General features: G+C 50.7%; 12 protein-coding genes. 7 read left to right on the forward strand and 5 right to left on the reverse strand.

Features of this window, described 5'->3' with window-relative positions; translation table 11 throughout:
* Nucleotides 1-47: 47 nt before the first annotated feature.
* The 4 genes from sdaB to queF form a co-directional block, all read right to left on the reverse strand.
* On the reverse strand, nt 48-1,415 hold the full coding sequence (sdaB, locus tag C3D30_RS03695) for an L-serine ammonia-lyase II (RefSeq protein ID WP_021551301.1): 1,368 nt from the start codon (nt 1,413-1,415) through the stop codon (nt 48-50).
* Between the two features lie 57 nt (nt 1,416-1,472).
* Nucleotides 1,473-2,762 (reverse strand): HAAAP family serine/threonine permease SdaC, encoded by a 1,290-nt coding sequence (gene sdaC, locus C3D30_RS03700; RefSeq protein ID WP_000450473.1) that lies wholly within the window; start codon nt 2,760-2,762, stop codon nt 1,473-1,475.
* Nucleotides 2,763-3,318: 556 nt separating this feature from the next.
* A complete protein-coding gene (gene ppnN, locus C3D30_RS03705; protein ID WP_000627995.1) occupies nt 3,319-4,683 on the reverse strand; it encodes a nucleotide 5'-monophosphate nucleosidase PpnN in 1,365 nt (454 codons plus the stop codon).
* Nucleotides 4,684-4,794: 111 nt separating this feature from the next.
* The gene (gene queF, locus C3D30_RS03710; protein ID WP_021551300.1) at nt 4,795-5,643 is read right to left on the reverse strand and encodes an NADPH-dependent 7-cyano-7-deazaguanine reductase QueF; all 849 of its coding nucleotides are present in this window, start codon (nt 5,641-5,643) and stop codon (nt 4,795-4,797) included.
* Between the two features lie 67 nt (nt 5,644-5,710).
* Between queF and syd the strand changes: the two genes are divergently transcribed.
* From syd to gudD, 6 genes are all read left to right on the forward strand, one after another.
* Nucleotides 5,711-6,256 (forward strand): SecY-interacting protein, encoded by a 546-nt coding sequence (gene syd / locus C3D30_RS03715; RefSeq protein WP_000342444.1) that lies wholly within the window; start codon nt 5,711-5,713, stop codon nt 6,254-6,256.
* Nucleotides 6,257-6,879: 623 nt separating this feature from the next.
* Complete coding sequence (locus tag C3D30_RS03720; RefSeq protein ID WP_105285704.1) at nt 6,880-7,209, forward strand: YqcC family protein; 330 nt, start codon at nt 6,880-6,882, stop codon at nt 7,207-7,209.
* On the forward strand, nt 7,209-7,991 hold the full coding sequence (gene truC / locus C3D30_RS03725) for a tRNA pseudouridine(65) synthase TruC (protein ID WP_105286481.1): 783 nt from the start codon (nt 7,209-7,211) through the stop codon (nt 7,989-7,991). Before C3D30_RS03720 ends, truC begins: the two co-directional genes overlap by 1 nt.
* A gap of 17 nt (nt 7,992-8,008) precedes the next feature.
* Nucleotides 8,009-8,458, forward strand: coding sequence for a flavodoxin (locus tag C3D30_RS03730; protein WP_000807745.1), 450 nt, complete (start codon nt 8,009-8,011; stop codon nt 8,456-8,458).
* A 419-nt stretch (nt 8,459-8,877) separates the two neighbouring features.
* Complete coding sequence (gene gudP, locus C3D30_RS03735) at nt 8,878-10,230, forward strand: galactarate/glucarate/glycerate transporter GudP (protein WP_000097075.1); 1,353 nt, start codon at nt 8,878-8,880, stop codon at nt 10,228-10,230.
* Between the two features lie 95 nt (nt 10,231-10,325).
* The gene (gene gudD, locus C3D30_RS03740) at nt 10,326-11,666 is read left to right on the forward strand and encodes a glucarate dehydratase (protein ID WP_105286482.1); all 1,341 of its coding nucleotides are present in this window, start codon (nt 10,326-10,328) and stop codon (nt 11,664-11,666) included.
* Nucleotides 11,667-11,723: 57 nt separating this feature from the next.
* Here gudD and barA read toward each other — a convergent pair whose 3' ends face one another.
* Nucleotides 11,724-14,480 (reverse strand): two-component sensor histidine kinase BarA, encoded by a 2,757-nt coding sequence (gene barA / locus C3D30_RS03745; RefSeq protein ID WP_000186460.1) that lies wholly within the window; start codon nt 14,478-14,480, stop codon nt 11,724-11,726.
* A 56-nt stretch (nt 14,481-14,536) separates the two neighbouring features.
* Here barA and rlmD point away from each other — a divergent pair, with 56 nt between their 5' ends.
* The gene (gene rlmD / locus C3D30_RS03750; protein ID WP_016159624.1) at nt 14,537-15,838 is read left to right on the forward strand and encodes a 23S rRNA (uracil(1939)-C(5))-methyltransferase RlmD; all 1,302 of its coding nucleotides are present in this window, start codon (nt 14,537-14,539) and stop codon (nt 15,836-15,838) included.
* Nucleotides 15,839-15,865: the final 27 nt, after the last annotated feature.

Here is a 15,865-nt window from a genome sequence, read left to right on the forward strand (position 1 = left end):
TGAGAAAACAGGAAGAGGCCTCGCAAAACGAGGCCTCTGGAGAGAGATTAATCGCAGGCAACAATCTTCATCGCCAGGCCACCACGAGAGGTTTCGCGGTACTTGGCATTCATATCTTTACCTGTTTCGTACATGGTTTCGATAACTTTGTCGAGGCAGACGCGCGGCTCGCTGGTACGGCGCAGCGCCATACGCGCGGCGTTCACCGCTTTCACTGCCGCAATGGCGTTACGCTCGATGCACGGCACCTGTACTTGTCCGGCGACCGGGTCACACGTCAGGCCGAGGTTATGTTCCATTGCGATTTCTGCCGCGATGCATACCTGTGCCGGGCTTGCGCCTAACAGTTCAGCCAGACCAGCCGCCGCCATTGAGCACGCCACGCCAACTTCACCCTGGCAGCCGACTTCGGCACCAGAAATCGAGGCGTTCATCTTATAAAGAGAACCAATGGCGCTTGCCACCAGCAGGTAACGAGCCAGTGAGTTAGCGTTCACTTCACGGATAAACTTGTCGTAGTACGCCAGCACTGCCGGGATAATCCCGCACGCGCCGTTAGTCGGTGCAGTCACCACGCGACCACCCGCAGCGTTTTCTTCGTTCACTGCCAGCGCGAACATGTTGATCCAGTCAACAACCGCCATCGGGTCAGTGGTGTTTTTGTCCTGGCTGACCAGCATCCGGCGCAGCGCCGCCGCACGGCGTGGAACGCGCAGTTTGCCTGGCAGCACGCCTTCGGTGGAAATACCGCGCTCAATACCGCCGCGCATCACGTCCCAGACGTTCGCCAGGTGCTGTTCCAGCTCTTCTTTGCTGTGCAGCGCCAGTTCGTTTTTCATCATCAGGCCAGAGAGTGACAGCCCGGTTTCCTGACAATGCTTTTGCAGATCGGCTGCTGAGCTGTACGGATAAGGAACTTCAACCGGTGCGCTATCCTGCTGACCAAAATGTTCTTCATCAACGATAAAGCCACCGCCGATGGAGTAGTAAGTCTGGCTGTAAACGACTTTATCGCCCACCAGCGCGGTGATGCGCATACCGTTTTCATGCAGAGAAAGGTTGTCGGCATGGAAGTTCATGCATTCATCAACCGGGAACTCCACTTCATGCTGACCGTTTGCCAGCATCAGGCGACCGTGGGTGTTCACATCCTGAATAAAACCAGGGATGGAATCGATATCAACGGTATCCGGCAGGTTACCCGCCAGGCCCATAATAATGGCGATATCCGTGTGGTGGCCTTTACCGGTCAGAGAGAGCGAGCCGTAGACATCAACCACCACACGGGTCACGTCTTTTAGCAAGTTACGGGCAATCAGATCATCGGTAAATTGTTTACCCGCTTTCATTGGTCCAACGGTATGGGAACTGGAAGGGCCAATGCCGATTTTGAAAATATCGAATACGCTAATCATAGGAAATTCATCGGGTTAAAACGGAGGAAGCGCCGCCCGAAAGCGGCGCGAAAGGATTTAGCTGAACAGAGAGTAGAAAATTGCGGAGATAGCAATCAGACCCATCACGACAACGAATACGTTGCTGATGTGACCGCTGTACTTACGCATTGCCGGTACTTTCTGGATTGCGTACATCGGCATCAGGAACAGGATCATCGCGATGATTGGGCCGCCCAGGGTTTCAATCATCCCCAGGATGCTCGGGTTCAGCGTAGCAACAATCCAGGTCGTTACCAGCATGAACAGCGCAGTGATACGGTTCAGCTTGTTGATTTCGATAGACTTACCTTTACCACGCAGAGATTTAATCACCATACCGTTGAAGCCTTCACGCGCACCCAGGTAGTGACCGAGGAAGGATTTGGTGATAGCGATAATCGCGATAATCGGAGCCATCCACGCGATGATCGGCGCGTTAAAGTGGTTAGCCAGGTAAGACAGAATCGAGATGTTCTGCTCTTTTGCTGCAGCCAGGTCTGCCGGAGTCAGGCTCAGTACGCAGCTGAATACGAAGAACATTACGGTCAGCACCATCATGATGTGTGCGAATGCCAGGATCTTCGAGCATTTCTGTTCTGCCATATCACCGTACTCTTCACGCTTCGCAACGGCGAAAGAAGAGATGATCGGAGAGTGGTTGAACGAGAACACCATTACCGGGATTGCCAGCCACAGGGTCATCCACAGACCGTTTCCGGTTGCTGATGCAGTATCCAGAGACAGCGTTTCCAGAGCTGCGCCATTCCACTGCGGGATCAGGTACAGAGCCAGCAGCATCAGTACGCCAACAAACGGGAATACCAGAATACTCATCGCCTTAACGATCATCTGCTCACCGAAGCGAACGATGGTCATCATACCTACGATCAGGATCAGCGACAGAATCGCACGCGGCGGCGGCGTCATACCCAGCTGGTGAGACATGAAGCTTTCAACCGTGTTGGTGATTGCCACGCTATAAACCAGCAGGATCGGGTAGATAGCGAAGAAGTACAGCAGAGTAATCAGTTTACCTGCGCCAATACCAAAGTGTTCTTCTACTACCTCGGTGATATCTTCGCCTGGGTTTTTACCAGACAGTACGAAGCGAGTCAGGCCACGGTGAGCAAAAAACGTCATCGGGAACGCAAGGATGGCCATGATGATCAGCGGGATCATACCGCCAACACCGGCGTTGATTGGCAGGAACAGTACACCCGCGCCGATTGCCGTGCCGTACAGGCCCAGCATCCACATGGTGTCTGTCTTACGCCAGGCACTGCGAGAGTCTTTCGACGCAATCGTGCTGGTTTGAGTCGTTTCCATCTATTTCTCCTGGAGGAATGCAAATAATTCAGCTTTTAGCCAGTTCAGCCCGGGAAGGTGCCTGGCCGTAAAAATGAAATCTGTCTATCGGCGATGGCTTAATCATTTTCCGCCCTAATAATTTGAGGGCGGAAAGATACACACAAGTTATGCATCTATCAGTGATCTTGATCTCAAATACAATAATCTACTTAGAAGATAGATAATCCCAACTCTTTACTCTGTAAATCAAAAGTAAAAGAGAATTTAAGGGCAATATTTTCCCACTAAACGATATCTGGTTTCTTCCGGGGCGCGCAATATATGTAGGTTGAACTGAAAAAATCAATACTTTTAGTTAATCATGATAAGAATTTCTTTTTCACAGTAATAAAATGCGGTTTATGAAAGCAGGTAAACGTTTGCGTTGCAATATAAATTGTATGACATATTAATATTGGTGATATTAAGTGTCTTATGATGCGTTGAAACATTCAGATAACAAATGAAATGGATTGGTGAGTGAGTGACCAAAAAAGAGAAAACCCGGCAACAAACGTTACCGGGGCAGGGGAGATTACGTGCAGATTTCGTAGCAAGGGATGTAGGCTGAGCCAGGCAACTTCATACGGTGCTGGGCGACAAAACCCTGAAGCAGGTCGTCCATACGACGCATTATCTCTTTATCGCCGTTGATTTTGTAAGGACCAAACTCTTCAATGGCGCGGATACCGACCTCTTTCACGTTACCCGCCACAATACCGGAGAACGCGCGACGCAGGTCAGCGGCCAAAACTTCTACAGGCTGATCCGGGTACAGTTTCAGATTAGCCATGTTCTCGTGAGACGGCTCAAACGGCATTTGCAGATCTGGCGCAATGCGCATTGACCAGTTAAAGCTGTAAGCATCACCGGTGTCGCGGCGATTTTCTTTCACCAGCGGCATCGATTTTTTCATCTGACGAGCGACTTCAGCAGCGTCATCAATAATGATGCGGTAATGGCGGCGGGCGTTTTCTCCCAGCGTATGCACGACAAACTCGTCCAGTACGCGGAAGTAATCGGCGCTCTCTTTCGGACCGGTGAGGATCAGCGGTAAAACCTGATCTTTATTTGCCGGATTCATCAAAATTCCCAGCAAATAGAGCAACTCTTCTGCCGTACCCACACCGCCTGGGAAGATAATGATGCCGTGAGCGATACGCACAAACGCTTCCAGACGTTTTTCGATATCCGGCATGATTATCAATTCGTTGACCAGCGGGTTAGGCGGTTCAGCGGCGATAATTGACGGCTCTGTCATACCAATAAAACGGCTGTCTTTGTAACGCTGCTGAGCGTGACCCACTGCCGCGCCTTTCATCGGTGCTTCCATCGCACCCGGGCCGCAACCGGTGCAGATATTTAACTCACGCAGACCCAGCTGATTTCCGACGCGACGGGCATACAAATACTCGTTTTCGTTGATTGAGTGACCGCCCCAGCACACAACCATATTTGGCGCTTCGCCGACATGCAGTGCGCGAGCATTACGCAATATAGAAAAGACCAGATTAGTAATGTGGACAGAGTTGTCGAGATTCAGGTTTGGAAAACGAACGGTGTTATGGATTTGCCCATAGACGAAGAGAATGTCGCGCAGAACAGCGAACAAGTTGGCCTGCAAGGCGCGAATAATGCGCCCATCGACAAAAGCTTCTTCCGGGGGGTTGATCAGTTCTAACTTAACGCCACGTTCACGGCGCAGCACGTTAATGTCAAAATTTTCAAAACGAGACAGCAATTCTTTGCTGTTATCGGTCAAACTACCGGAGTTCAGAACAGCAAGTGAACAGTTGCGAAACAGTTGATAGAGGTCGCTGCTGGCGGTGCGTTTAAGCATATCCACTTCCAGCTGCGACAACATATCCATGGAGCCAAGCGGGCTAATATGTGTAATCAAGAAAAACTCCTTATGGGACGAATATCGTCATTCCCTTTGATTACAATAGCCCTGCCTGATGGCCTTTCACAACTCTATGCGTGAATCCAGTACGCAAAAATGAGAAAAAATTTATTGTCGTACCAGTCGGGTCGTCGATGGGACAAAGTCGCTATTGCTACGCCACGGGTTAATGTCCAGGCCGCCACGACGGGTATAACGCGCATAGACGCTTAATTTCTCTGGCTGGCAGAAGCGCAGCAGGTCATTGAAAATACGCTCTACGCACTGCTCATGGAACTCGTTGTGATGACGGAAAGAAACCAGATAACGCAGCAGTTTTTCCCGATCAATTTTGCGTCCACGGTACTGAATTTGGATCGAACCCCAATCTGGCTGATGGGTGATCAGGCAGTTTGACTTCAGCAGGTGGCTAACCAGCGTCTCTTCCACCACTTTTTCACCGCTGGCGGCATTCTCAAGATAGTCAGTGGTAAATTCATAGTTATCGATAGCGATATCCTGGTCATCAATGCAGGTGCCATTGAAATGACCCATCGGCTGGCCTTCCAGTTCATCAAGACGATATAAGGCCACGCTAACTTTACCCTGGGCGCAGGTGCTTAAGTCTCGTTCCAGCGTCTGACGCACCTCGTCCCAGTGATTAAAACGCGTCTGGTTAAAACTGTTGAGATAGAGCTTAAAACTCTTCGACTCAATCAGATTTACGCTGGTGTAATCAAGTTCAACATGACCGACCGCGACCTGTGGCAAACCTTTGGCATTCAGCCAGGAAAGCTCATACAGCGTCCAGATATCCGCACCGTGAAAAGGCAGGTTATCCGCTTTCAGACCCAGCGGATCGCGATTCAGACTACGCGGAACGCCTTGCAGCAGACTGGCGTCATAGGTATCCCGGTAATCGGTTGATTTCCCGAGAGTCAGGCCCGCAAGTGCCTGATGGTTTGCATAAGAAGACATGTTTCACCGTCATAAACCAGATAAACTAAACGACAAGTGTATCTGGTTTAAGTGAAGAGAGAAATTAGTGGACGATTTGACCGCACAAGCCTTAAGAGATTTTACTGCGCGCTACTGCGATGCGTGGCATGAGCAGCATAAAAGCTGGCCGTTAAGTGAGGAGCTGTATGGTGTGCCTTCACCATGCATTATTTCAACCACCGATGACGCCGTATACTGGCAACCCCAGCCGTTTACCGGTGAACAAAATGTAAACGCGGTTGAACGGGCGTTTGATATTGTGATACAACCCACAATTCATACTTTCTATACAACCCAGTTTGCCGGGGACATGTATGCCCGGTTTGGTGATATCTCACTGACATTACTGCAAACCTGGAGCGAAGACGACTTCCGTCGGGTGCAGGAAAATCTGATTGGTCATCTGGTGACTCAGAAACGGCTAAAACTGCCGCCCACGCTATTTATCGCGACGCTGGAAGAAGAGTTAGAGGTTATCTCGGTGTGTAATCTCTCTGGTGAAGTGTGCAAAGAGACGCTGGGAACGCGTAAACGGACGCATTTAGCCTCAAATCTTGCGGAATTCCTTAACCAACTTAAGCCCCTTCTGTAATCCAAATACCCCGTCTGGTTGTGAGAGATCTCTTACAGACCCTGTAGGAGATCGCCAGGAAATAAGCGAATACTTAAAAAGATAAGAATCGATATTTCCATTTAAAATCAATCTATTACTTGTTAATTCTTAACTTTCATATGAAATTATCCTTAAGGCATTGTCTGTAAGCTCCTTGTAAGACTCAGCGAAAAAGACGATTCTATCTTCGTCGACAGGGAGTCAGACAATAGAAGTGAACATTAGGATGATGACACTTCTGAAGGACACGCCAGGACGGTGTTTCAGGGAAAGGCTTCTGGATGAAGCGAAGAGGATAACGCAGGACGCGTTAAAGGACACCTCCAGGATGGAGAATGAGAACCGGTCAGGATGATTCGGTGGGTCAGGAAGGCCAGGGACACTTCAGGATGAAGTATCACATCGGGGTGGTGTGAGCAGGAAGCGATAGTTCAGGATGAACGATTGGTCGCAAGACCAGAGGAAAAGTTGTCAAGGATGAGCAGGGAGCAACAAAAGTAGCTGGATTGCTGCGAAACGAACCGGGAGCACTGTGAATACAGTGCTCCCTTTTTTTATTCCTGCTATCCTTCGCGGCAGTTTTTTCTTATTGAGGTTGCTTTATGACCACTCATGACCGCGTTCGTCTCCAGTTGCAGGTGCTTGAATCGTTACTGCGTGAACATCAGCACTGGCGAAACGATGAGCCCCAGCCGCATCAATTCAACAGTACCCAACCGTTCTTTATGGACACCATGGAGCCACTGGAGTGGTTGCAGTGGGTACTTATTCCACGGATGCACGATTTATTAGATAACAACCAGCCATTACCGGGGGCATTTGCCGTGGCGCCGTACTATGAAATGGCGCTGGCGACTGACCACCCGCAACGCACGCTTATTCTGGCGGAACTGGAAAAGCTGGATGCTCTTTTTGCGGATGATGCAAACTGATGCTGGAAATACTCTACCAGGATGAATGGCTGGTTGCGGTAAATAAACCGTCTGGCTGGCTGGTCCACCGTAGCTGGCTGGATCGCGACGAGAAAGTGGTGGTCATGCAAACCGTGCGTGACCAGATTGGTCAGCACGTATTTACCGCGCATCGCCTGGACAGACCAACTTCCGGCGTATTGCTGATGGGACTGTCCAGCGAAGCTGGACGGCTGCTGGCACAACAGTTTGAACAGCATCAAATCCAGAAACGTTACCATGCGATAGTTCGTGGCTGGCTAATGGAAGAAGCGGAGCTGGATTATCCACTGGTGGAAGAACTGGACAAAATCGCCGATAAATTTGCCCGAGAAGATAAAGGCCCGCAGCCAGCGGTAACGCATTATCGCGGTCTGGCGACGGTGGAAATGCCAGTCGCAACCGGACGTTACCCGACCACGCGCTACGGCCTGGTGGAACTGGAGCCGAAAACCGGACGCAAACACCAGCTCCGCCGCCATCTTGCCCATTTGCGTCATCCAATTATTGGCGACAGCAAACATGGTGATTTACGCCAGAATCGCAGCGGTGCTGAACATTTTGGCCTCCAGCGGTTAATGCTACATGCCAGTCAGTTGTCATTGACGCATCCGTTCACTGGCGAACCGCTGACTATTCACGCGGGGCTGGACGACACCTGGATGCTGGCGTTATCACAATTTGGCTGGCATGGTCTGCTTCCTGAAAATGAAAGGGTTGAGTTCAGTGCGCCATCAGGTCAGGATGGTGAGATAAGTTCCTAATCCAGGGAGAAAACGATATGGCGGAAATTGGTATTTTTGTGGGCACCATGTACGGAAACTCGCTGTTAGTGGCGGAAGAGGCGGAAGCAATTTTGACCGCGCAGGGTCACAAAGCAACGGTGTTTGAAGATCCAGAATTAAGCGACTGGCTGCCTTATCAGGACAAGTTCGTGCTGGTGGTTACGTCCACGACCGGGCAAGGCGACCTTCCTGACAGCATTGTGCCGCTCTTTCAGGGAATCAAAGATAGTCTCGGTTTTCAGCCGAATCTGCGTTATGGCGTGATTGCGCTCGGCGACAGTAGTTATGTGAATTTCTGCAATGGCGGCAAACAGTTCGATGCGTTGTTGCAGGAACAGAGTGCGCAGCGGATAGGGGAAATGCTGCTGATTGACGCCAGTGAGCACCCGGAACCTGAAACGGAATCAAACCCGTGGGTCGAACAGTGGGGCACGCTGTTGTCCTGACAAATTGCCGTTTTAAGCAAACTGAATCGAATCCTTTCAGGCAAATGCCAGTAAAAACTCGCAAATGTGACGGTTTTTTACTGGCGTTTGCCTGGAGTCAAGCGATCCATTTCATACTCTTCTTTATTTCTCCGTTATAACCCTTCCTTTCTTGTTCTTGTTTTCATTTCCGTGAAGTTGATTCCACCGTCCAGGGCTAATGCCAAAATCGAGCCTCATTGAACGCATTAATGTTGTGTTGTTGCACGGTGAGCCGCTATGGCGCGCTTTTTATACTGCTGATGCCAGATATAAACACGCGCCGCATTCGGCGAACGACCTATAAAAACGGCAAAAAACACCCTACGTCACCTCTGATTTCCTGGCGGTATTGCAGTCCAGAGTGAGCGTGGCTAACGCGAATTTTCAGGAGTGCAACAATGAGTTCTTTAAGTCAGGCTGCGAGCAGTGTGGAAAAACGCACTAATGCTCGTTACTGGATAGTGGTGATGTTGTTTATCGTCACATCCTTCAACTACGGCGACCGCGCTACGCTCTCTATCGCCGGTTCGGAAATGGCCAAAGATATCGGCCTTGATCCAGTGGGAATGGGCTATGTGTTCTCTGCTTTCTCATGGGCTTATGTCATTGGGCAGATCCCTGGCGGCTGGTTGCTGGATCGCTTTGGTTCAAAACGCGTCTACTTCTGGTCGATCTTTATCTGGTCGATGTTTACCTTGCTGCAAGGCTTTGTCGATATCTTTAGTGGATTTGGCATTATCGTTGCCCTGTTTACGCTGCGCTTCCTGGTCGGGCTTGCTGAAGCGCCATCTTTCCCCGGCAACAGTCGCATTGTAGCGGCCTGGTTTCCGGCGCAGGAAAGAGGAACGGCGGTGTCGATTTTTAACTCTGCACAATACTTTGCGACGGTTATCTTCGCGCCGATTATGGGCTGGCTGACTCATGAAGTGGGCTGGTCACACGTTTTCTTCTTTATGGGCGGTCTGGGCATTGTCATCAGCTTTATCTGGTTGAAAGTCATACACGAGCCAAATCAACATCCGGGCGTAAATCAGAAAGAGCTGGACTACATTGCTGCGGGCGGTGCGCTTATCAATATGGATCAGCAAAACACCAAAATTAAAGTGCCGTTCAGCGTGAAGTGGGGGCAAATCAAACAGTTGCTAGGTTCGCGGATGATGATCGGCGTTTATATTGGTCAGTATTGTATCAACGCTATGACTTACTTCTTTATCACCTGGTTTCCGGTTTATCTGGTGCAGGCGCGCGGGATGTCGATTCTGAAAGCGGGGTTTGTTGCGTCTGTTCCGGCGGTTTGCGGTTTTATCGGCGGTGTGCTGGGTGGGATTATTTCCGACTGGCTGATGCGTCGCACGGGGTCGCTGAACATTGCGCGTAAAACGCCGATCGTGATGGGCATGTTGCTGTCGATGGTGATGGTGTTCTGTAACTACGTCAACGTTGAGTGGATGATCATCGGCTTTATGGCGCTGGCCTTCTTCGGTAAGGGCATCGGGGCGCTGGGTTGGGCTGTAATGGCAGATACCGCGCCAAAAGAGATCAGCGGTCTTTCCGGTGGCCTGTTCAACATGTTCGGTAACATTTCTGGCATCGTCACACCTATCGCAATTGGTTATATCGTTGGCACGACGGGCTCCTTTAATGGGGCGCTGATTTACGTTGGGGTTCATGCCTTAATCGCGGTACTGAGTTATCTGGTGCTGGTGGGTGATATCAAGCGTATTGAGCTGAAACCTGTCGCGGGTAAATAAGATGATAACCCCGATTTCAAATATCCCGGCTCCTGAATTTCTGACCGTAAACGTCCCGTTTTCGGCCGTCATTGATTCTGAATAAGGACATAAACATGAGTTCTCAATTTACGACGCCCGTTGTTACTGAAATGCAGGTAATTCCGGTTGCGGGTCACGACAGTATGCTGATGAACCTGAGTGGCGCACACGCGCCGTTCTTCACGCGTAATATTGTGATCATCAAAGATAACTCCGGTCACACCGGCGTAGGGGAAATTCCCGGCGGTGAGAAAATCCGCAAAACGCTGGAAGATGCGATTCCGCTGGTGGTGGGTAAAACCGTCGGCGAGTACAAAAACGTTCTGACGCTGGTGCGTAACACGTTTGCCGATCGTGATGCTGGCGGGCGGGGCTTACAGACATTTGATTTGCGTACCACGATTCATGTGGTGACTGGAATTGAAGCAGCAATGCTGGATCTGCTGGGGCAGCATCTGGGGGTTAACGTGGCGTCGCTGCTGGGCGATGGTCAACAGCGTAGCGAAGTCGAAATGCTGGGCTATCTGTTCTTTGTGGGTAATCGCAACGCTACACCGCTGCCGTATCAAAGCCAGCCGGATGACTCATGCGACTGGTATCGCCTGCGTCACGAAGAAGCGATGACGCCGGATGCGGTGGTGCGCCTGGCGGAGGCAGCATATGAAAAATATGGCTTTAATGATTTCAAACTGAAGGGCGGTGTACTGGCCGGGGAAGAAGAAGCCGAATCTATCTTGGCACTGGCGAAACGCTTCCCGCAGGCGCGTATTACCCTCGATCCTAACGGTGCCTGGTCGCTGAACGAAGCGATTAAAATTGGTAAATATCTGAAAGGTTCGCTGGCTTATGCAGAAGATCCGTGCGGTGCGGAGCAAGGTTTCTCCGGGCGTGAAGTGATGGCGGAGTTCCGTCGCGCAACTGGCCTGCCAACCGCAACCAACATGATCGCCACCGACTGGCGGCAGATGAGCCATACGCTCTCCCTGCAATCAGTCGATATCCCGCTGGCAGACCCGCATTTCTGGACGATGCAAGGTTCAGTGCGAGTGGCGCAGATGTGCCATGAATTTGGCCTGACCTGGGGTTCACACTCCAACAACCACTTCGATATTTCCCTTGCGATGTTTACCCATGTTGCAGCCGCCGCACCGGGTAAAATCACTGCGATTGATACACACTGGATCTGGCAGGAAGGTAATCAGCGCCTGACCAAAGAACCGTTTGAGATCAAAGGCGGGCTGGTACAGGTGCCGCAAAAACCAGGATTGGGCGTAGAAATCGATATGGATCAGGTGATGAAAGCCCACGAGCTGTATCAGAAACACGGGCTTGGCGCGCGTGACGATGCAATGGGAATGCAGTACCTGATCCCAGGCTGGACGTTCGATAACAAGCGTCCTTGCATGGTGCGTTAAGACAGATAACAAAAACCGGCTCTGTCTGGAGCCGGTTTTTACTCGATAAAATATTAATTATCCGAGAATTTTGCTGGCTTCGCGCGCCACATTATCCATCTCGTCTAACAGTTCCAGTAGCTCCGGCTCCAGATCTTCTTCTTTAGTACCGCTGCGTAGCTGTTGTTCGATGAGCTGGCAGAGATTCTTCATACGTGGTACGCCGCTATAGCCACAACTGCCATGTAGTTTATGAATCAAATCAACCAGACCTTCCGGGTTTTCTCCAACCAGTTGTTCCTCAACTTTGTTGCGAACTTCTGGCAGGAAATCGAGCAACATTTGCAGCATATCGCGCGCCAGATCGGTTTTTCCTGCGGCCTGTCGCAGTGCCAGTTGCCAGTCGAGAGTCGCATTCTGGTTCACCACAATTTCGTTCACTTCTGGCGTTACGACGCGAGAGGAAATACCGCTGCCAGGCTTGTAGCGCAACAGCAAATTATGCAATCGCTCTTCCTCAATCGGTTTCGCCAGATAATCGCTCATTCCCGCGCCAAGCAGTTTCTCTTTTTGCCCTGCCATCGCATGTGCCGTTACCGCGATAACCGGCGTTTGCTGCTGATGTGGGAGCTGGTGGATGAGTTCGCACGCCCGAATGCCGTCCATGTCCGGCATTTGAATATCCATTAAGATCAAATCGAACGGCATCTGTTTCGCGCGTTCAACCGCCTGATGCCCGCTATCGCAAAGCTCCACATGTTGCACCATATCTTCCAGCAACGCGCCGATAAGTTTCAGGTTCGCGGGGTTATCATCAACCGCCATGACTGTCATTGCCAGCTTACTTTCATCGGTAACAGGCAAAAGTGTGTTTTGTTTTTGATGACAAAATTCCGTCAGGGCAGGCAACAGGCGCGTAGGTGTTAAGGGTTTCAGCAGACACGCGCCGATACCATCTTGCTTGAGTTTTTCGGCATTGACCTGTGCATGGCAAGGAAGCGCCAGCATCAGGAAATCGGTCATCGACACCGCTTGCGCCAACCGCTCATGTTGCATCGTCAGCGGCTCGCGGAAGGTCACCGCAATCCCTAACAACATCATGTCGTAATGCGCGGGAGGCAGCGCGGAGAAGGTTGGGCTATAAACCACTTCCAGCGGTGTTTCACTTAAAATATCCAGCGTACATTGCGCTGCTGCGGAGTTCGGTTCGACATAGGCCAGACGCTTACCGGCGAGGCACTGGGTGGATGGCCCTTCGATGATAATATTCGGGTTCAGATCGAGATTAATGTGGAACCAGAAGGTAGAACCGCGATTCGGCTGGCTATGGAACGAAATATCGCCGCCCATTTCATTAACCAGTTTCTGTGTAATCACCAGCCCCAACCCGGTGCCACCATGGCGGCGGGAAATACTGGCATCAGCCTGTCTGAAGGCCTGGAATAAGCGCGATTGATCGCGTTCAGGAATACCAATGCCGGTATCTCGAATCTGCACTTCAATCTGCACTTTGGTATTACTCAGCGCACGTTTTTCTACCAGAATATCAATGTTGCCATTCTCGGTGAATTTAATCGCATTACCCACCAGGTTAGTGATGATTTGCTGTAAACGCAGTGGGTCGCCAATTACGTTATCGGGCACGTCGCTCTTAATATTGAGCGTTAATTCCAGCCCTTTATCGTGAGAAGAATGTGCCAGCAGGGTAACGACTTCATCCAGCGTGCTACGCAATGGGAACGGAATACTTTCCAGAATCAGCTTGCCCGCTTCCAGTTTCGAGAAGTCGAGAACATCATTAATAATTGCCAGCAAATTATTTGCCGAACGTTCAATGGTATTCAGGTGATCGCGCTGCGTTGGTGTTAATTCTGTTTTCAGCGTCAGGCGGGTAAAGCCAATAACACCATTCAGTGGTGTACGCAGCTCATGTGACATATTTGCCAGAAACTCGGATTTAATACGTGCCGCTTCCTGGGCGCGCTTTTTCGCCAGATCCAACTCAACGTTCTGAATTTCCATCTGCTCCAGCGTTTCCCGCAGATCGGAGGTCGCCTGGTCGATATTGTGCTGCATCTCTTCGTGATAAGCTGCCAGCGACATTGCCATCGAGTTGATACCGTTTTTCAGCATATCCAGCTCGCCGAGCATAAATCCTTCCACCCGGCTGTCGAGTTGCCCACGACGGATGCGGTCGACGGTATTAACCATGTTACGAATCGGGCCGGTTACATCGCGCATTAAGCGCCAGCCAAAAATAAGCGCAATACCGATACAAAACAGCATCATCACGCTGGAAATAAAGATCTCTTTATATTGCTGCAAGCGAACCGATTTAAGATCCAGCTCAAGCGCAATATATCCCAGCATATTCTGGCTATTTTTGGCATCGCTACTGGGCGATTCGTCGGGGGAATAACTCTCGGAAATAATCGGTGTGCGCAGGATCATAATATCGCCGTCACGTGTGACAGTGAGCTGGCGAGGAAACGGCACGTTGCTGCCGAGCTGCATTGATGAAGGATCAAGATGAAAATTGGAGGTGACAAAAAGTCGGTTATTTTCATCATAAACCGAAATCGCGCGAACAATATCGGAATGGCGACGATGCAGTACGCTTATTAACTGACCGATAGATTCGCGATTTTGCAGGCTCATGCCATATTCAGTAGAAACGGCAAGTGGCTCAATAATGCTGGCACCGGCATCTTCCAGTTGACGCTGCAAGTCGTTATAGCGGTGTACGACGAAAAAGATACTCAGCAATAAACCAATAAGGACGGTCGGTGCCAGGATCAGAATCATCATGCGTGCGCGCAGGCTGTAGTTGGTCATGGAGTTCCGTTATGGGACAATTAAGGTCACACTGTTAAATTGAGAAAGTCTCGCCAATGGCGCAATTCTACTCTGCAAAACGACGCACGACGACGCGTCAGATCATAACCGTTTCAGTCAACGACCTCGACTCTTTTGGTCAGGGCGTGGCGCGACATAACGGCAAAACGTTATTTATCCCCGGGCTATTGCCGCAGGAAAACGCGGAAGTGACTGTTACTGAAGATAAAAAACAGTATGCCCGCGCTAAAGTCGTACGGCGGTTAAGCGACAGCCCGGAACGCGAAACGCCACGCTGCCCTCATTTTGGCGTATGCGGTGGCTGTCAGCAACAACACGCCAGCGTGGATTTACAGCAGCGCAGCAAAAGTGCGGCGCTCGCCCGGTTAATGAAACACGACGTCTCTGAAGTGATCGCCGACGTCCCCTGGGGCTATCGGCGCCGTGCGCGTTTAAGTCTGAACTTTCAGCCGAAAACACAACAGCTCCAGATGGGATTTCGCAAAGCGGGTTCCAGTGACATTGTTGATGTTAAACAATGCCCTGTTTTAGTGCCCCAACTTGAAGCATTGCTGCCCAAAGTCAGAGCATGTCTGACGAGCTTACAGGGAATGCGCCACCTTGGGCATGTTGAACTGGTGCAGGCAACCAGCGGCACGCTGATGATTTTGCGCCATACCGCACCGCTAAGTTCGGCAGATCGCGAAAAACTGGAATGCTTTTCGCATTCTGAAGGCCTGGATCTGTATCTCGCCCCCGATAGTGAGATACTCGAAACGGTCTCTGGTGAGATGCCCTGGTATGACTCAAACGGGTTGCGCTTAACTTTTAGCCCGCGTGATTTTATTCAGGTCAACGCGGGCGTGAACCAGAAAATGGTGGCGCGCGCGCTGGAGTGGCTGGATGTGCAACCTGACGAGCGCGTGCTGGATCTGTTCTGCGGCATGGGCAATTTTACGCTGCCGTTAGCCACTCGTGCGGCAAACGTAGTGGGTGTAGAAGGTGTTCCGGCACTGGTGGAAAAAGGCCAGCAGAATGCGCGTCTTAATGGCTTACAAAATGTGACGTTTTATCACGAAAATCTTGAAGAAGATGTCACAAAGCAGCCGTGGGCGAAAAGCGGCTTCGATAAAGTGTTGCTGGACCCAGCGCGAGCAGGTGCCGCAGGTGTTATGCAACAAATTATAAAACTGGAACCCATTCGTATAGTTTATGTATCCTGTAACCCTGCAACGCTGGCTCGGGATAGCGAAGCGTTATTAAAAGCAGGATATACCATTGCGCGACTGGCGATGCTGGATATGTTCCCACACACGGGGCATCTGGAATCGATGGTACTTTTCTCGCGCGTAAAATAGTTACGATTTGCTGATTTCGGCAGGTCT

Origin of the sequence: Escherichia sp. MOD1-EC5433 (genome assembly GCF_002966005.1) — a bacterium.
In the GTDB taxonomy this organism is placed as follows: Bacteria; Pseudomonadota; Gammaproteobacteria; order Enterobacterales; family Enterobacteriaceae; genus Escherichia; species Escherichia ruysiae.